Annotated in this window: 19 protein-coding genes; 8 read left to right on the top strand and 11 right to left on the bottom strand. The window is 62.2% G+C overall.

The genetic code is table 11. The features are described 5' to 3' along the window. The first annotated feature begins 53 nt into the window (after positions 1-53). Positions 54-191: a hypothetical protein gene (locus O3297_RS18305; RefSeq protein WP_157751284.1), complete on the top strand. Its 138-nt coding sequence runs from the start codon at positions 54-56 to the stop codon at positions 189-191. Between the two features lie 353 nt (positions 192-544). On the opposite strand, the gene O3297_RS18300 is transcribed toward O3297_RS18305, so the two are convergent. From O3297_RS18300 to O3297_RS18285, 4 genes are all read right to left on the bottom strand, one after another. Beyond that, positions 545-1,051, bottom strand: a complete 507-nt coding sequence (locus O3297_RS18300; protein WP_070254603.1) for a GNAT family N-acetyltransferase — start codon at positions 1,049-1,051, stop codon at positions 545-547. Next, positions 1,048-2,001, bottom strand: coding sequence for a DMT family transporter (locus O3297_RS18295; protein ID WP_305049366.1), 954 nt, complete (start codon positions 1,999-2,001; stop codon positions 1,048-1,050). Before O3297_RS18295 ends, O3297_RS18300 begins: the two co-directional genes overlap by 4 nt. Before the next feature lie 320 nt (positions 2,002-2,321). Next, a complete protein-coding gene (locus tag O3297_RS18290; protein ID WP_034780449.1) occupies positions 2,322-2,771 on the bottom strand; it encodes a glycine zipper 2TM domain-containing protein in 450 nt (149 codons plus the stop codon). A gap of 153 nt (positions 2,772-2,924) precedes the next feature. Beyond that, positions 2,925-3,353: a DUF962 domain-containing protein gene (locus O3297_RS18285; protein WP_034780447.1), complete on the bottom strand. Its 429-nt coding sequence runs from the start codon at positions 3,351-3,353 to the stop codon at positions 2,925-2,927. A 95-nt stretch (positions 3,354-3,448) separates the two neighbouring features. Between O3297_RS18285 and O3297_RS18280 the strand changes: the two genes are divergently transcribed. After that, positions 3,449-3,970: a DNA-deoxyinosine glycosylase gene (locus O3297_RS18280; protein WP_305049365.1), complete on the top strand. Its 522-nt coding sequence runs from the start codon at positions 3,449-3,451 to the stop codon at positions 3,968-3,970. A gap of 9 nt (positions 3,971-3,979) precedes the next feature. Here O3297_RS18280 and O3297_RS18275 read toward each other — a convergent pair whose 3' ends face one another. The 3 genes from O3297_RS18275 to O3297_RS18265 form a co-directional block, all read right to left on the bottom strand. Next, positions 3,980-4,642 (bottom strand): hypothetical protein, encoded by a 663-nt coding sequence (locus tag O3297_RS18275; protein WP_305049364.1) that lies wholly within the window; start codon positions 4,640-4,642, stop codon positions 3,980-3,982. Positions 4,643-4,745: 103 nt separating this feature from the next. Next, positions 4,746-5,954, bottom strand: coding sequence for a hypothetical protein (locus O3297_RS18270; RefSeq protein ID WP_092608634.1), 1,209 nt, complete (start codon positions 5,952-5,954; stop codon positions 4,746-4,748). A 106-nt stretch (positions 5,955-6,060) separates the two neighbouring features. Continuing rightward, positions 6,061-6,927 (bottom strand): HDOD domain-containing protein, encoded by an 867-nt coding sequence (locus O3297_RS18265; protein ID WP_151097145.1) that lies wholly within the window; start codon positions 6,925-6,927, stop codon positions 6,061-6,063. A gap of 290 nt (positions 6,928-7,217) precedes the next feature. Here O3297_RS18265 and O3297_RS18260 point away from each other — a divergent pair, with 290 nt between their 5' ends. Next, positions 7,218-7,796: a DNA-3-methyladenine glycosylase gene (locus tag O3297_RS18260; RefSeq protein ID WP_070281638.1), complete on the top strand. Its 579-nt coding sequence runs from the start codon at positions 7,218-7,220 to the stop codon at positions 7,794-7,796. On the opposite strand, the gene O3297_RS18255 is transcribed toward O3297_RS18260, so the two are convergent. After that, the gene (locus O3297_RS18255; RefSeq protein WP_305049363.1) at positions 7,793-9,487 is read right to left on the bottom strand and encodes a methyl-accepting chemotaxis protein; all 1,695 of its coding nucleotides are present in this window, start codon (positions 9,485-9,487) and stop codon (positions 7,793-7,795) included. The two genes, O3297_RS18260 and O3297_RS18255, sit on opposite strands and share 4 nt — an antisense overlap. Positions 9,488-9,555: 68 nt before the next feature. Next, positions 9,556-10,014, bottom strand: coding sequence for a cache domain-containing protein (locus O3297_RS18250; protein ID WP_034780434.1), 459 nt, complete (start codon positions 10,012-10,014; stop codon positions 9,556-9,558). A 282-nt stretch (positions 10,015-10,296) separates the two neighbouring features. Here O3297_RS18250 and O3297_RS18245 point away from each other — a divergent pair, with 282 nt between their 5' ends. The 5 genes from O3297_RS18245 to O3297_RS18225 all read left to right on the top strand — a co-directional run bounded on the left by O3297_RS18245 (position 10,297) and on the right by O3297_RS18225 (position 16,021). After that, entirely contained in the window at positions 10,297-11,661 is a 1,365-nt protein-coding gene (locus O3297_RS18245) for a KamA family radical SAM protein (protein ID WP_305049362.1), read from the top strand. 2 nt (positions 11,662-11,663) lie between these two features. Further along, positions 11,664-13,013: a nitrate/nitrite transporter gene (locus O3297_RS18240; protein ID WP_305049361.1), complete on the top strand. Its 1,350-nt coding sequence runs from the start codon at positions 11,664-11,666 to the stop codon at positions 13,011-13,013. Continuing rightward, positions 12,958-13,806 carry a fumarylacetoacetate hydrolase family protein gene (locus O3297_RS18235; RefSeq protein WP_034746323.1) on the top strand — a complete coding sequence of 283 codons (849 nt, stop codon included), beginning with the start codon at positions 12,958-12,960 and terminating at the stop codon, positions 13,804-13,806. Before O3297_RS18240 ends, O3297_RS18235 begins: the two co-directional genes overlap by 56 nt. Beyond that, on the top strand, positions 13,806-14,372 hold the full coding sequence (locus O3297_RS18230; RefSeq protein ID WP_305049360.1) for a carboxymuconolactone decarboxylase family protein: 567 nt from the start codon (positions 13,806-13,808) through the stop codon (positions 14,370-14,372). The genes O3297_RS18235 and O3297_RS18230 overlap by 1 nt, the downstream gene beginning before the upstream one ends. 95 nt (positions 14,373-14,467) lie before the next feature. Continuing rightward, positions 14,468-16,021 (top strand): S1C family serine protease, encoded by a 1,554-nt coding sequence (locus O3297_RS18225; protein ID WP_249153584.1) that lies wholly within the window; start codon positions 14,468-14,470, stop codon positions 16,019-16,021. A gap of 56 nt (positions 16,022-16,077) precedes the next feature. Here O3297_RS18225 and O3297_RS18220 read toward each other — a convergent pair whose 3' ends face one another. Beyond that, the gene (locus tag O3297_RS18220) at positions 16,078-16,746 is read right to left on the bottom strand and encodes an alpha/beta hydrolase (RefSeq protein WP_034780428.1); all 669 of its coding nucleotides are present in this window, start codon (positions 16,744-16,746) and stop codon (positions 16,078-16,080) included. After that, entirely contained in the window at positions 16,743-17,372 is a 630-nt protein-coding gene (mog, locus tag O3297_RS18215; RefSeq protein WP_099394915.1) for a molybdopterin adenylyltransferase, read from the bottom strand. The genes O3297_RS18220 and mog overlap by 4 nt, the downstream gene beginning before the upstream one ends. Positions 17,373-17,444 lie beyond the last annotated feature (72 nt).

The raw sequence follows: 17,444 nt of genomic DNA, 5'->3' as shown, positions 1-17,444 counted from the left end.
ATCATCAGTCGTCGCAGGCCCTGATTCCCTCAAGCATACTCAAGGAGCGTCGCATGGTCATTTTTGCCGTGGTTGCTGGCTGCATCGCCTGTTTGACAGTGTACCAAATCTATAAAAATGCGCAGGGTGGCAGTGGGGTTGCGCAACAACATATCGGTTTGCACGGCACATTGATTGAACCACGGAAATAATCAGTGTCTTTCAAGCGACACTCGGTGACACTTGGTTGGCAGATTTAAGTCAAATGTAAGGCCCGGTAAGCAAATGTAAAGGTCGGCGTGTTGGCAAGCGGCAGCGTTTATATTGATAACCGTTGATTGCATTCTCCCCCCTCCCACTTGACAATGGGTTCACCCCGCGGTGCCGCTAGCCCGCGGGGATTTTTTTGTAACTTACTGCGCGGCGCGCCTTGCGGCCTGCGATGCTCACTGTACCTCGCGTACAGTTCCGCTTCTCGGCCACAAATCGCATCCGCTCGCTACAGTTCCCCCTCCTTGCAGTTCCCCTTCCTTGCAACTCCCCTTCCTTGCAGCTCCCGCTCCAATCAGGCCGGCTTTGGCGTACCTGCCGACAATTGCGTCAAGGCATCGCCAGCGACCCGGCAGATGCGCCAGTCCGGCATCACGTCCGCGCCCATGCCCTTGTAGAAGTTGATCGCGTTTTCATTCCAGTCCAGCACCGACCATTCGAAGCGGCCGCAATCGCGTTCGACGGCCAGTTGCGCCAGCGCCACCAGCATCTGCTTGCCATAGCCCTTGCCGCGCACCGATTGCTTCACATACAGGTCTTCCAGGTACAGGCCCTTGCGGCACAGGAAGGTGGAAAAATTATGGAAGAACAGGGCGAAGGTCACCACTTCACCATGTTCTTCGCCGACCAGCGCTTCGCATGCGGGATGGGCGCCGAACAGGCTGTCGTGCAGCATGGATTCCCTGGCGATCATCATGTGTTCGAGTTTTTCAAACACGGCCAGTTCATGGATCATGCCAAAGATGGCAGCCACGTCGGATGCGGTCGCGGGACGAATGGCGAGGGAGGAAGAGGTGCTCATGTTGCCTTTGTTGGTGAAGTGGTGGAAAGGGAAGCAATGGTACTTGTCTTGCGCGCGCCCGACGTCAGGGCCCAGGCCACGCTGGACAGGCACAGCACCATGCCCGCCCATTCGATGGCGGCGGGCCGGTAGTGTTCGAACTGCACCGACAGCAGTACGGAAATGACGGGCGTGACGACGCCGATGTACACGGTCTTTTGCGTGCCGATGCGGGCGATTAACGTGAAATAGGCGCTGAAGGCGATCACCGAGCCGAAGATGGCCAAGTACAACAATCCCATCCAGTAACTGGGGCGCGCGGGCAACTGCCAGGACTGCCCAGTGGCGATGGCCCAGACGGCCACCATCAAGGTGCCCCACAGCATGGTCCAGGCCATGGTCAGCATCACGTTGCCGGAATGTTCGCGCACTTTCATGACGAGGGCGTTGCCCACCGTGCTAGACACGGTGGCCACCAGGGCCAGCATGAAACCGAGCAGGAAATTGCCATTGCGGCCATTCCCGCCGCCCAGAATATCGTGCAGCGCCGCGCCGATGGACTGGTAAAACAGCAGCACGATGCCGCAGATGGCGACAAATGCCGCGCAGCAGGTACTCCAGGTGATGGGCGTGCCGAAAGCGATGCGGTTGAGCAATGGCGTCCAGAACACCATCAGGGCAAACAGCACGCTGACGAGGGCCGACACCAGATATTGCTCCGAGCTGTACGTGCACACATAACTGAGGGCAAACGAGGCCAGTCCCTGCAGCAGCATCCATTGCTGCGCGCGCCAGGGCAGGCGCAAGCGGTCGCGGCGCAAGGCGCACCAGGCAAACAGGGTGGCGGACGCGAGGCCGAAGCGGTAGACCACGGAAACGGCGGGGGCGACATCGCCCAGCTGCAAGGTGATGGCCCAGAAGGTGGAGCCCCAGATCAGGCAGGCAATGATGAACAGGAGAGGAGAGGACATCGCGCAAGTATACGGATATCGCGCGGGGATGGCGAGTCCCGGCCGGGCTTGCCCAATGTGCCATCAGGAGACACGAGGGATTGAGCCAGCGCAGTGCTTCTGGAAAATGTTGAATTTATGAAAATATTTACATTAATATCAAGTAAATATTTTCTGAATTGCATCTTTGAAGGGGAGACGCCATGCCAGCCTCACTGCAGATCAAAGTATGGAGCGTGCTTGTGTATGTCGTCGTGACGGCCGTGCTTGCCATCTGGCTGCACCCTTCCGCCTTGCTCGCTGCCGGCGCATTCGGCTGAGCGCATGCGCCGGCAAGCAGATCAATGCGTGACGCGGGTCTTGCGGCCATCGGACAGCAGGCGCACGCGCTCGCCCGGGCGGAACAGTTCGTCGGCGTCTTGCACGATGGCGCGCATGTCGCCATTGTCCAGGCGCACGGTGATTTCCAGGCCGGGTTTGTTCGAGGCATTCGCTTCGATGCTCTTGCCGGCCATACCGCCCGCGACGGCGCCGAGGATGCTGGCCGCGATGGCGCCCTTGCCGCCACCGACGGTCGAGCCAGCTACGCCGCCCAGCGCCGCGCCGGCCAGCACGCCCGTGCCCGTTTCACCCTTGTCGATGGTTACCTGGCGCACGGATTCAACCGTACCCATGCGAACCGATTGTTCATTCTGCGCCTGGCGCGCATTGTAGACATTTGCCGAGTTCGGTTGTACGGCGCAGCCGGCCAGGGTGGCGAGCAATGCCACTGCAATAATTGGTGCTTTCATATGGGACTCCCTTGGACAAAAGTTGGTTGCCGATTGCGTCGACCGGCAGATGATGACTTATCATAAGGACACTTGCCTCAGATAACTAGTTGCGAATAGTAAAAATCTGTTACCGGCGCAGCGTAACCACATGACTACGTGAGCACTTGCCGCTCAATACGCCAGCCGCAGGCGCCGGTACAAAAATCCCAGCACGAACAGCGGCCCCACCAGTAAAAAGCGCAAGTCGTCCAGAAACGACGGTTTCTTGCCTTCGATCTGGTGGCCGATGAACTGGCCTATCCAGGCCAGCACGAACAGCGCCAGCGACACGGGCAGGATGGTCAGCGCCGGCATGAGCAGCAGCAGGCCCAGCATGGCGGCCAGCATCGCCAGCATGCCCGCAGCAAACGGACGTGACAGCTTGTAATAATAGTATAAGGCCAGAATACTGCCGAGCAGCGCCACGCTGGGATGTATGCTCCACAGCAGCCCCAGCAGGCTGAAAACGATCAGCGGCACGCACACGATGTGCACCCATTCATTGACATGGTTGCGGTGGCTTTCGCCATACTGGGCCAGCAGGGTGTCGATGGTGCGCATGGGCGGTCTCTTGTATAGGGATGGTTGTCCGGGAATTCTACACCGTCGCGTGGCCGGGTAAAATGGCCCTTCATTTCCCCTTCCGGACCGCTCATTTGAATAGCCCAGCCTTCTTGCCAGACGTGGCCGCCGACCCGCGCAAGCGCTGTTTCGATCCCGTCGTCGACGCCGATACGCGCTTGCTGATACTGGGCAGCCTGCCCGGAGAAAAATCGCTGGCGCACAGCCAATACTATGCGCATCCGCAAAACAAGTTCTGGAGGTTGCTGGGCGAGGTGCTGGGTGTGGATCTGACCAGCCTGCCCTATGAGGCGCGGTTGAGTACCTTGCTGGCGCACGGCGTGGGCCTGTGGGACGTGGTGGCGCAGGCGCAGCGCACGGGCAGCCTGGACAGCAATATCCGCGCCCGCGACGACAACGACCTGGTGGCCCTGGCCGCCAGCCTGCCGCAATTGGACACGATCGCCTTCAACGGCGGCACGGCAGCCAAGCTGGGCATCAAGGTGCTGGGCGAGCACGCGCAGCGCTACCGCATGGTCAGCTTGCCGTCGAGCAGCCCCGCCTACACCCTGGCGTATGCGCAGAAATTGCAGGCGTGGTTGGCTTTGCGCCGGTGAGATGGCATGTCAGGCGGCAAGCCTGTGCATGAGGCGCTGCGCCTGTTCCTGCCGGTACTGGCGCCGCCAGAACCAGGCGATGCAGATCAAACCCAGCAGGGATGGCGCCAGCTGCGTCCAGGGCTGGCCCATGGGCAGCAGGTTGCCCGCGGCGGCCGAAAGCATGGCGAACAGCGAGGCGAGCAGCTTGTAGATATGTTCATAGCGCCACAATACGCCATGCCAGCGGCGGGGAAAGAGCCAGCGCGCGCTGTCGTAGACGAGGATGGTGGCCAGGCCGCCCAGCGAGGACAGCACGACGATGGCTTGCTGTCCGGAAGCATCTTGCTGCAGGCGCAACAGGATCATCCCGCCCGCCGCCAGCGCGGCTGCCGTCATCGCGCCATCGACGGCTTGCGGACCGGCATCGCGCGTGTACACGGCGCGCCAGCCGCTCAGCAGCTGGTACAGCACCAGCACCGTCAGCACGGCAAAGACGGGGCGATAGTCAAACAGCAGATTGCCGATGGCGGCCGTGGCGCAGACCAGCAAGGTCAGCCACGCGAACAGCCTGCCGCGGCGACGGTGCTGCGGCGTGCCCTTGGCCGTGGCCAGCAGGAACAGGCCCAGGCCGATGGCGGCGCTGCCGGCCAGCACATGGGTGACAATATTAATCAGTTGCGGCTGGGGCATGCGCATCTCCGGAAGGTGCGCCAGGCTGGCGCGCGCTCGCGGAGATAGTATCTTGATAATTGCCGCCTGCCAAGATGGCGGGCGACGGGGGAGGCGACGGGACTTATGCCGGCGCGTATGGCTGCGCTTCCAGCGGCTGTCCCTTGGCGTCGAATTTCAGCGCCACGGACAAGCGGGTCACGCCGATGGTGGCCAGCGCATCGCAGATGTCGTCGACTTCGTCCTGCAGGTCGGCGGCCAGGTCCAGCGGCTTGTCGGCGCTGTGCAGCAGCTCGCCGCCTGCCGTGCTGACATTGACGCGCAACAGCATTTCACCGTGTTCATCGGCCGGGCCGACGACCACCGAGACGTCGCCGGCATCGACGTTGTTTTCCGCCAAGGCATGGTTGATGCCGGACATCATCTGCAGCATCGCATACTCGCTCATGCCTTGTTCCTTGCCGCCATGGAACAGATCCTGGTAGAGGAAGCTCACTTCCAGGGCGTTGCCGGCCGGCGCCAGGCAGCGTTTCACCAGATCGCCCACTTCCGTCGTCCACTGCTGGTAGCGGGCCATGCGCGCGTCGAACCAGGCGTCGAGCGCCGCTTCGTCCTTCGGTTCCGCATAGAACGGGTCGTCCACGCGCTTGAGGGCAAAGCCCAGCAGGAAGCGCAGCTCGACGGCCGTGTCCTGCGGGCCGAAGGCCGTCTCGCTCCAGCCGACGATGCTGCTTTCCAGGCCCGGCGTGGCGACGATCTTCTTGTCCGTCATCGACGCGTAGGCATCGCGCACCATCTCGTGCAAATGGCTATAGGTGATGCGGTCGATTTCATCGAGGTCGTAGGCATGGCTCATCAAGACCACCTTGGCCTTGGCGCTTTCCAGTTCTGCCTGCTGGAAACTCTTCACCAGCGCTTCGAAAGCGTCCTGGTCCTGGAAGCTGTCCGCCTCTTTCAGGCCGCCCGTGCTTTGCACCAGCAGGGGCACGACGAAGGCGTTGATTTCCATGGCCGGGGCATTCTCGCGGCGGATCACGGAGATGGAGGCCGCTTCCTCGATATGGCTGCGCAAATACTGGTAGGCGCCCACATCTTCGTACTTGGCGCGCTCGATGGCGTCGTACAGGATTTCATCCTTCTTTTGGTTCAAGGCCTTGCGGATCAGGCGGCCGAACTCGACGGCTTGCTCGGCCAGCACCGTGCCCTGCGATTCGCTGTCTTCCTGCTCCGCCAGGTTCAGGGCCATCGTGCACAGCATGCGTGTGACGGATTCATCCTTGTCTTCAGGCGTGTTGGCGGATTTACGGGGGACAGGGCGCTTATTTTTGGGCATGGCGATCAACAGGTTAAGAAATACGGGTCAGGCAAACGGAAACGGGCGCCAGGGCTATGCCGGGCGCCGGAACGGATCATACAGGCGGCCGCGGCCGCCCGATACATCAATGGTCGGTATCGAACATCTCGTGCAGTTCGTCGAGCAGGTCGGCGGCTTCTTCCTGCGACAGGCCGAGATGCTGGCAGGCAAGTTCTCCGCCCTTGTCCCACTCCAGCGAGGTACTGTTGCCATGGTAGCGCTGAATGCCCTTTTCGGCCAGCAGTGACAGGGCGACGAGCGAGCGGATGGCGTCGTCCGTGGACGGGTCGGCCAGCACCGCGTAGTCGTGGTGGTGCAGGATGGCCCACGAGACGTCCGAGGACAGGCCCCAGTTGCGTGCCAGCAAGCAGCCGATGGCCGCGTGGTTGGTCTGGTGGCGCGCGTCTTCCAGGGTCGTAAAACAATTGTGCGCATCGTTGGCCGCCGCCGCGTAGGTGTTCACGTAGTCGGGAAAGCGGTTCATCAGCAGGGGCACGCCGATATCGCAGAACAGGCCGAAGGTGTGGGCGATGTCGGGCGGGGCGATGCGCAGCTTGCGCGAGGTAAATACCAGCGCGCGCGCGCGCTTGGCCGACACATCCCAGAAGTTGGTCAGTTCCACGCCTTCCGCTTCCAGCGCCTGGCGTGCCAGCAAGCCCGTCATCATGGCGCTGCACTGGTTGATGCCGAGAAAGTTGATACCTTGCTCGACGGACTTGGCCTTGCGCGCGGCGCCATAGAAGGGCGAGTTGGCCAGTTTCAGCAGGGCGCCGGACATGCCGACATCGTCGGCGATGATGCGCGCGATGCGGCGCGGCGACGGGTCTTGCTCCGCCAGTTCGCGCTGCAGGTCGACCAGCAGGCTGGGACGCGGCGGGATGCGGATGGAACGCATCAAGGCGTCAACCGGATCTTCCTGCTCTACCTGCTTTTGCGCTGCCGCTCTCATCATCACGCTTTCATCATCATTTTTGTGCCCGGTGCTTATTCTGTCGCGCACTGCCGCTGCCCGCTTCATGAGCGTCTGGCGCAGTGCCCGACGATTATCGCTGTTTATGCATGGCAATAGTTCATATCTGCAATATATTGTCGCAAAAATTCCCGTTTTGGCCTGGACTCGCCGCCATTTTCGTCATTTTACGACGCTGCCCATCCTGATATTCATGATGAAAAGATCAAGTTGTATTTGTTTTTAAGGCGGGGCAAGGCGTGCGGCGGGATGTGCGGCAGTACAATTGCCGGATGAAAAAAATCCTTGCGGGTATCGATTTTGCGGACGATTCCAGCAGCGTGGCGCGCCAGCTGATCGGTGTGACTGTGCTGGTCGACGGCGTCGGCGGGCGTATCGTGGAAACGGAAGCGTATGACCGGCTGGACCCCGCTTCGCACACGTATGGGGGCATGACGCCGCGCAATGCGGCCATGTTCGGCCCGCCCGCGCACGCCTATGTCTACCGCTCGTACGGCATCCACTGGTGCCTGAATTTCGTGTGCCGCGAAGCGGGGCATGGGGCGGGCGTGCTGATACGCGCGATTGAACCCGTGGCGGGACTCGATGCCATGCGCGAGCGGCGCGGCGTCGAGGATGCGCGGCTGTTGTGCTCGGGGCCGGGCAAGGTGTGCCAGGCGCTCGGTGTCACGCATATGCATAACCGGCTGGCGCTCGATGCCCCGCCGTTCATGCTGCTGGCACGCGAAGAAGAGGTGACGGTGCAGGCGGGCTCGCGTATCGGCATTTCCAAGGCGATGGAGACGCCGTGGCGTTTCGTGCTGGCCGGTTCGCCCTACTTGAGTAAGCCGATGCGCGCGCCTGCCATCTAGCTGCGCTGGCGCCGCGATGCATCCTTGGCGGTACGTAGGCCGGGCATGCCGCGTAGCGGGCTATGCAGTGCGCGCCGCTCCTGTTGCGCACTGGCCGGTTGCCGGAACGCTTCTTCTTCGGCATGGCCGCTCGGCGCGGCCGGGCGCTCGTCCAGGGTGAACACGGCCACGGCCGCCGACAATTTGACGGCCTGGTCCTGCAAACTGGCCGCCGCCGCTGCCGCCTGCTCCACCAGGGCCGCATTTTGCTGGGTGACGTCATCCATTTGCGCGACGGCCTGATTCACTTCCGTGATGCCAGAAGCCTGCTCGGCGCTGGCCTGTTTCACGCGCTGGATGATCTCGTTGACTTGCTGCACCGAGGCAACGATGGCGTCCATGCTATCGCCCGCCTGCTGCACGGCTACGCTGCCGCCATCGATGGTAGTGACCGAGGTGGCGATCAGGGTCTTGATTTCCTTGGCCGCCTGGGCCGAGCGCTGCGCCAGGGTGCGCACTTCGGACGCCACCACGGCAAAGCCGCGGCCTTGCTCTCCCGCGCGCGCGGCCTCTACCGCCGCATTCAGCGCGAGGATATTGGTCTGGAAGGAAATACCATCGATCACGCCGATAATGTCCACGATCTGGCGCGAATTGGCGCGTATTGTCGCCATCGTCGTCACGGCTTGCTGCATCGACGCGCCCCCTTGCACGGCCAGGGTCGATGCTTGCCCCGCCAGCTCGCAGGCTAGCTGGGCGTTGTCGGCGTTGTCATTCACGGCTTGCGTCAGCGTTTCCATGGCGCTCGACGTTTCTTCCAGCGAACTGGCCTGCATTTCCGTGCGCGCCGACAGATCCAGATTGCCGGTGGCAATTTCGCGCGAGGCCGTGTCGATCGATTGCACGGCGCCCATGATGGTGCGCAAGGTCTGGTTCAGGTGGGCGATGGTCTGGTCCAGCACGCGCGACGTGGCGGCGATTTCGTCATTGCCCTGCTTGGGGGCGCCGGCCATCAGCTTGCCCGCCGCCAGGTCTTGCACGGCGTCGGCAATGCCGCGGATTTCCACCAGCATGGCGCGCCGTACCAGCATGGTCACCACGATGGAGACGAGGATCGACAGCAGCACCGTCAACAGCAGGCTCCAGCCCAAGGTGCGAAACTCGGCGCTGGCCGTCGCATGGGCCTGGCTGCTGAGCGTCGTTTCCAGGGCGGACAGTTGTGTCAGCTGCGTATTGAACTGGACGAATTGGGTTTCTGCCTTGAGCATGGAATTGGTGGCGATCGACTGATCCATCTGCGCCATTTCCATGGTTTCCAGCACCGCCTTGCGATAGCCGGCCAGGGCCGTGATGGCCGCATCGACCAGGGTGCGTTCGGCGCCCGTGGCCGTGGCGCGCAGCGTGCCCAGCTGGGTGCCGATGGCCGCGTGGCGCGCCTTGATCTGTTGCTCCAGCGTATCGAGGCGGGCCTTGGCGAAGCTGCCATTCGTCCACGACAGCAACTGGTACATATTGCCGTGCACATGCCTGGCCTCGCCTAGTACGTCGGCCGCCGCCTTCAAATGCGTGATGCGTACCCGTACCATGTTTTCCAGCGAGGCATTTTGCCGCACCATGCCATACCAGGCGCCGGTCGAGCTGAGTATCAGCAGCAGCAGGACCAGGGTGGGCGCCAGCAATAATTTTGGTCCGATGCGTAATCGATTGAGCATGCTTGACTCCTGGCTATGGCTGTTCCAACCGCAGGCGGCGCGCGGCGTGCGTGCGCGCCGCCCTTGCCCTATTTCTTGTAGATCCCCGCTTCCAGCACCACGTCATTGACGCGCAGGATGTACGTGGTCTTCGGCTCGATCTTGCCGCTGGTGGGATTCTTGTACTGGTAGTCGACCCAGCCCTTGCCCTGCTTTTGCGCCAGCTCGATGATTTCACGGCGATATTTCTTACCATTCGCGTCAGGGACATCCGTCAAATCCTTGCCCACGATGGAAGGATTGATGGGGTGGGCCAGCACGATGCCCGTCTTGATGTCGCGCATGTCCACATACAGCGAGCCCTGCACGAAGTCCGGGTCTTTCGCCGTGATTTTCTTCATCATTTCTTCCTTGCCATGCGCCTTCATGAAGGCGGCGCCCCGTTCGGCCATGGCGATGGCGTCTTTTTCCGTTGGTTCGACCGCGGCGCTGACGCTGCCGCCGGCAAATGCCAGGCACAGCAGGCTACCCGTGAATAAGCGTTTCATGAAAGCTCCTTGTGGTATCGAGGGATGTGTTGCCAAGTCGTAATTTACGTCGCCGGCGGTCCCATCAAATTGCGATGGAACAAACTACGGTGTTGCTTGTCGGCAGCATGCAACGTATCGACGGCTTGTTGATATGTAGCAATTTGGTTCCAGGCAGCAAGAACTATGATGACTTTCACAGCATGCCGAGCTGGCCGGGCATGGGGGAGGAAGAAGCTGGAATTGGCCGATATGGGGCTGGTTTCATGAAAGTTATCGCTATTTACAGGCAAGGAGCAGATCGTGTCCGCACCCATTACCGAGCCGTTTTCACCCAAGTTCAAGCCGTATACGCGGCACACCATTCAACAGGCGCGGCAGTGGGAATGGCTGCCGGAAGAGCAGCGCGAAGCCGTGCAAGTGGTGTCGCACGTCTTGCCGTTTCGCACCAATGCCTATGTGCTCGATCAGTTGATCGACTGGAACAACATCCCGGACGATCCCATCTATCGCCTCGTCTTTCCCCACCGCGACATGCTGCCGCCCGAGCAGTACGCGCACTTGCGCGAGCTGGTGCTGGTGCAGCGCGACAAGGCCGCCATCGATGCCTACGTGCATGGTTTGCGCCTGGGCATGAATCCCCATCCGGCCGGCCAGATGACGCACAACGTGCCCCGGGTCAACGATGCGCCCGTGCGCGGCTTGCAGCATAAATATGCGCAAACGGTGCTGTTTTTTCCCAGCGCGGGACAGACGTGCCACGCGTATTGCACCTTCTGCTTCCGCTGGCCCCAGTTCGTCGGCATGGACGACATGAAGTTCGATGCGCGCGAGTCGCATGAGCTGGCCGCCTACCTGCAACTGCATCCGGAAGTGACGGACGTGCTGATCACGGGCGGCGACCCGATGATCATGAATACGCGGCAACTGGCCGCCTACCTGGAGCCGCTGCTGGCGCCGGGCCTGGAACACATCCAGAACATTCGCATCGGCACCAAGGCGGTGGCGTATTGGCCGCAGCGCTTCGTGTCGGACCGCGATGCGGACGACTTGATGCGCCTGTTCGAGCGCATCGTCAAGGCGGGCAAGAACCTGGCCGTGATGGGCCATTACAGCCATGCCGTCGAGTTGCGCCAGGACATCGCCCAGCAAGCCGTGAAACGCATCGTCTCCACGGGGGCCACCTTGCGCATGCAGGGGCCGCTGATCCGCCACATCAATGAAGATCCGGCAAGCTGGGCCGAGTTGTGGCAGACGGGCACGCGCCTGGGGGCAATTCCGTATTACATGTTTGTCGAACGGGACACGGGCCCGCGCGCCTATTTCGAGTTGCCCCTGGCGAAGGCGCACGAGATTTTCCAGGCCGCCTACCAGATGGTGTCCGGCCTGTCGCGCACGGTGCGCGGGCCTTCCATGAGTGCGTTTCCCGGCAAGATCGTGATCGACGGCATCGTCACCATCCATGGCGAAAAACTGTTTGCCCTGCAATTTTTGCAGGCGCGCAACCCGGACTGGGTGCGCCGGCCGTTTTATGCCAAGTTCGATGCGGAAGCGACGTGGATGGACGATTTGAAGCCGGCCTTTGGCCAGGAGAAATTCTTCTTTGAAACGGATGAACCCGTGCCGCACGTGCCGCATAAAATCATCCGCCTGGCGCAGGCCGCCTGAGCATGCACGGCGCCGGCGGCTCTTCCCGTTCCGGCGTGGCCGTGTTTTGCCTCGTGTTCCTGCCGTTCGCGCTCGGGCACTACCTGTCGTGCCTGTTGCGCGGCGTCAATGCCGTGCTGACGGCCGAGTTGCTGGGCGCCATCGTCCTGACGCCAGCCCAGCTGGGCCTGCTGACCAGCGCCTTTTTTCTTGCCTTTGCTCTGGTGCAATTGCCAGTTGGCATGGCGCTAGACCGCTACGGCCCCCGCACGGTGCAACTGTGGCTGCTGGCGCTGGCCGCCCTGGGCGTGTGGCTGTTCAGCCGGGGCCACAGCTTTGCCGAGCTGATGTGGGCGCGCGCCCTGATGGGGGCGGGCCTGGGCGGCTGTTTCATGGCGGCCGTGAAGGCGATCTCGTGCGCCATCGCGCCATCGCGTCTGCCTTCCGTGCATGGCTACCTGATCGCCGTGGGGGGCCTGGGCGCGGCCACGGCCACCATGCCCGTCAAGCTGGCCCTGCACTACACGGACTGGCGCGGCGTTTTCCTGGGCTTGGCGCTGGCGGCGCTGGCCATCGGCTTGCTGATCCGCCTGCTGTCGCCGGCCCTGCCTGCGTCCGTCGCGGCCATGAACCAGGTCGGCAAAGTGAGCGTGTGGAGTGTCTACCGTGATCCGGGTTTTCGCCGCACCATTGCGCTGGTCCTGTTGCCGCACACGGTGTTCTTTGGCGTGCAAGGCTTGTGGGTGGGGCGCTGGCTGGCCGACGTGGGCGGCATGTCCGATGACAGCGTGGCATATCTGTTGTACCTCGGCATGGCGGCCGTCATCTTCGGCGCCATCGGCATGGGCATGCTGACGGAATGGGCGGGGCGGCGCGGTATTGCACCCATGCAGGTGGCGGGCGTGGGCATCGTCCTGTTTGTCGCCGTGCAAGTGGCGATGGCATGCAATGTGCTGCCCAGCCTGCCTTTGCTATCCGTGCTGTTTACCCTGCTGGGCACGGTGACAGGGCTCGAGTATGCGATCGTCGCGCAAAGCATGCCGGCCAGCTTGACGGGCAGGGCGGCCACTTGCCTCAATTTGCTCATTTTCACGGGCGCCTTCCTGGTGCAGGCGGGCTTTGGCTTGATCCTCGGCTGCTGGCCACTGAACAGCCAGCAGCAGTATCCGCCGCAGGCTTACCAGGCGGCGTTTGGCGTGCTGGCGGCCTTGCAACTGCCTGGACTTGCGATGTTTTTCATTCACCGCTACAGGCGTGCCGGACCATCCGGTAAAATGGCAGCCTGCACAGCGGCAATGATCAACTCCAAGGAAGACTATGAAACTCGTTCGTTATGGACGTCCAGGCAAGGAAAAACCGGGCCTGATCGATGAAGAAGGCAAACTGCGCGACCTGTCCGGCGTGATTGCCGATATTGACGGCGCACAACTGTCCGACAAGGCACTGCGCAAGCTGGCCAAGCTGGACGAAAAGACGCTGCCCCTGGTGCGCGGCAATCCACGCTTCGGCGTGCCGCTGGCGAAAGTCGGCAAGTTCATCGGCATCGGCCTCAATTACGCGGATCACGCGGCCGAGTCCGGCATGGCTATCCCGGCCGAACCCATCGTCTTCATGAAGGCCATTACTTGCCTGAATGGCCCGGATGACAATGTCGTGCTGCCAAAAGGCTCGAAAAAGACGGACTGGGAAGTGGAACTGGGCGTGATCATCGGCACGCGCGCGCAATACGTGAGCGAAGAGGATGCCCTGAAATACGTGGCCGGTTACTGCGTCGTCAACGACATTTCCGAGCGCTCATTCCAGCTGGAGCGGGGCGGCCAGTGGGACAAAGGCAAGGGCTGCGACACCTTCGGCCCCGTCGGCCCGTGGCTGGTGACGCGCGATGAAGTCATCGATGAGCAGGATCTGGACCTGTACCTGGAAGTCAACGGCAAGCGCATGCAGACGGGCAATACGCAAACCATGATCTTCACGGTGGCGCAGATCGTCAGCTACCTGTCGCAATTCATGACCCTGGAACCGGGAGACGTCATCGCCACGGGTACGCCGCCGGGCGTGGGCCAGGGCCGCAAGCCGCAGCGCTTCCTGAAGAAGGGCGACAGCATGCGCCTGGGTATCGCCGGCCTCGGTGAACAGCAACAGGACGTGGTCGCCTGGACTGCCTGATGGCCGGTAGCGATATCGACCGTTTGCCGCCGCTGCCGCTGAACCAGCTTGACGCCCAGCAGCGCGCGGCCGCACAAGCCATCATCGATGGTCCGCGCGGTGCCCTGTACGGCCCTTTCGTGCCGCTGATCCGCAGTCCCGAACTGATGGAAACGGCGCAGCGCATGGGCGAATATTTGCGCTACCGCAGCGCCATCGGCACGCGGCTGTCGGAACTGGCCATCCTGGTGACGGCGCGCCAGTGGGACCAGCAGGTCGAATGGGCCATCCACGCGCCGCTGGCCGTGCAGAACGGCATCGCGCAAGCGGCCGTGGACGCCATTGCCGCGCGGCGCATGCCGCTTGCCCTGAAAGAAGATGAGCAAGCCGTGCACGACTTCTGCGTCGAGTTGCAGCAGAACAAGCGCGTCAGCGATGCCACGTATGCGCGGGCGCTGGCGCTGTTTGGCGAGCACGGCGTGGTCGACTTGATGGGTATCAATGGCTACTACACCTTCCTGGCCATGGTGATGAATGGCGCGCAGACGGCCGTGCCGGCATTGGGTGTGCCGCCCATGCCCATCTGACGAGAGGAGTTTTTCTGGCAAAGATGGACAAAGTGTAATGAAGTTGCAATTATTCAATATATAATTTTACTTCCCTTCCATTGCCAACAAGCTCAATGAAAACTCGTCCGTGCTTCACCCTGATGGGCCGCGCCTTCCTGGCGCTGGCCCTTTCTTTTTGTCCCTTGATGACGGTGCGTGCGCTTGCCGCCGAGACGGCCGCCAGCGCCAGCGCTTCCGCCCTGGAAAATTCCGTCGTCAAGGTGTTTTCCACCCTGCGCGGGCCCGATCCGTATAAACCGTGGAGCAAGGCGGCGCCGCAAGAAGTGACGGGTTCCGGCGTCGTCATCGAAGGCCGCCGCATCCTCACCAATGCGCATGTGGTCGGCTATGCCAGCCAGGTGCAGATCCAGGCGAATGGCGCGGGCGACAAGATCCCGGCGACCGTGCTGGCCATCTCGCGCGGCATGGACCTGGCCTTGCTGAAAATCGATGACGACAGTTTTTTCGCCAGCCACAAAGCGGTGCCGCGCGCCAATGTCTTGCCGGACGTGCGCGATGCCGTGCTGGCGTATGGCTATCCGACGGGCGGCACGTCCTTGTCGATCACCAAGGGCATCGTCTCGCGCATCGAATTCGTGCGCTACAACTTTCCTGTCTCCGGCCTGCGCATCCAGATCGATGCGGCAATCAACCCGGGCAATAGCGGCGGCCCCGTGATTGCCGGCGACAAGATGATCGGCCTGGCCTTTGCCGGCATGCTCAATGCGCAAAACATCGGCTACATCATCCCCAACGAGGAAATCGAGCTGTTCCTGCGCGACCAGGACAGTGGCGCGCCCAAGGGCAAGCCAGCCATGCGTGACGTGACGCAAACGCTGGAAAATCCGGCGCTGCGCACCTACCTGAAACTGGCCAAGGGCGTCGAGGGCGCCGTCGTGATGTCGCCGGCCAGCAAGGATGCCACCTATCCGCTCAAGGAGTGGGATGTCATCACGCATATCGGCGATTTTCCCATCGATAACCAGGGCATGGTCAAGCTGAATGCCAACAGCCGCGTGCGTTTCCAGTACCGGGTGCAGCAACTGGCGAAAGATGGCGAACTGCCGTTGACGGTGGTGCGCCAGGGCGCGCCCCTGAAAATCAAGGTGCCCGTCTCTGCCGCGCACCCGATGCTCATCGCAGGCCTGCAGGGTAATTACCCATCCTATTTCATCTTCGGCCCCATGGTGTTTTCGCGCGCCACCACGGAATTCATGGCGGCGCCGAATGGCAACCCAACGATTTTGGGCGGCATGGCGTTTGCCGGCAATCCGCTGGCCACGCGGCGCGGCGATGCGCCCGATAGCGAGCGCGAAGAGCTGGTGGTGATCGCCGCGCCGTTCTTCCCGCACAAGCTGATGAATGGCTACAGCACCCGTTTCTTCTCCGTCGTCGATTCCGTCAATGGCGTGCGCGTGCGCAGCCTGGCGCACCTGGTGGCCTTGCTGCGCGACCAGACGGATGAGTTGCTGACGTTCCGCTTCCAGCAGCGCGATGCGGAATTGGTCGTCGTGCCCCGCAAGGACATGCTGGCAGCGACGGAATCGATACTGACGGATAACGGCATCCGCTCGGAAGCCTCGCCCGACATGCTGAAAATCTGGAATGAAAAAACGCCGGCGAACTGATCGTTCCCGGCGTTTGGCAAGACAACAGGCGCGGCGCATACCGCGCCTGTTTTGTTTTATGCCAGCACTTTTTTCAGCCACGCGCCGATGGCGTCGATCTCTTCCTGGCACAGCGAGTGCTGCATCATGTACTCGTGCCATTCCACCTTGTAACCCATGCCGGTCAGCAAGTCGCGCGACTGCTGCGCGCGGGCGATCGGTACCACGGGGTCGGCCGTGCCGTGCGCCATGAAGATCGGCGTCTGCAGGCTCGCCGGCGTGCGTTCGGCTGCCGTCTTGTCGGCCAGCGGCAGGTAGCCGGACAGGCACATCAGGCCGGCCAGCGGTTCCGCGTGGCGCAAGCCCGTTTGCAAGGTCATGGCGCAGCCTTGCGAGAAGCCGGCCAGGATGATGCGGCTGGCGGGAATGCCGCGCGCCTTTTCGCGCGCGATCAGCGCTTCGACCTGTGCCTGCGAGGCGCGCAAGCCGCCTTCATCTTCGCGGCGCACGAGGTCGCTCACGAGGATGTCGTACCAGGCGCGCATCACATAGCCGTTGTTGATGGTGACGGGCATGGTGCCGGCGCTGGGGAAGATGAAGCGGATGGCGGGGCAGCCGCGCAAATCGAGTTCCTTCACCAGGGGCACGAAGTCGTTGCCGTCAGCGCCCAGGCCGTGCATCCAGATGATGGAGACGGTGGGATTCGGTGCGCTGTCGAGTTCTATGGTTTCCAGCAAGGTGCTCATGTATTTTCCTCAGGTAAAGGTTGCGCCGGACGCAGCGCCGATTTGGGACGGAAGGCCTTGCAGATGGCCGGGTCGGTTTCCATGTAGGGGCCGCCGATGAGGTCGATGCAATATGGCACGGCGGCAAAGATACCGTTGACCAGCTGCACGCCGTCGGCATCCTTCAAGCCTTCCAGGGTTTCCTTGATGGCTTTCGGCTGGCCCGGCAAGTTCATGATCAGGGCGGCACGCTCGGGCGTCTCGCGGATCACGGCCACCTGGCGCGAGAGGATCGCCGTCGGCACGAAGCGCAGGCTGATCTGGCGCATCTGTTCGCCGAAACCGGGCATTTCCTTGGTTCCGACGCTGAGCGTGGCATCCGGCGTCACATCGCGGCGCGCCGGGCCCGTGCCGCCCGTCGTCAGGATCAGATGGCAGTGGCTCAGGTCGACCATGTCGATCAGGGTGTTTTCAATCTGCGAGCGCTCGTCCGGGATCAGCCGTTTTTCCAGGCGGAATGGCGTGCGGATGGCGGCGGACAGCCAGCTTTCCAGGGCCGGGATGCCCAGGTCTTCATACACGCCGCCGCTGGCGCGGTCCGAGATCGACACGAGGCCGATAATCAATTCGTCTTCTATCGTGGTCATGGGGCACCTGTCTATGTCGTAAAAAAACCGGGCTGATCCCGGTTTTTGTCAACCCAAGCCCTGGAGCTGGGG

It is taken from the genome of Janthinobacterium sp. SUN128 (assembly GCF_030587275.1).
GTDB classification, from domain to species: Bacteria; Pseudomonadota; Gammaproteobacteria; order Burkholderiales; family Burkholderiaceae_D; genus Janthinobacterium; species Janthinobacterium lividum.
This window is presented reverse-complemented; position numbering and strand designations above follow the sequence as displayed.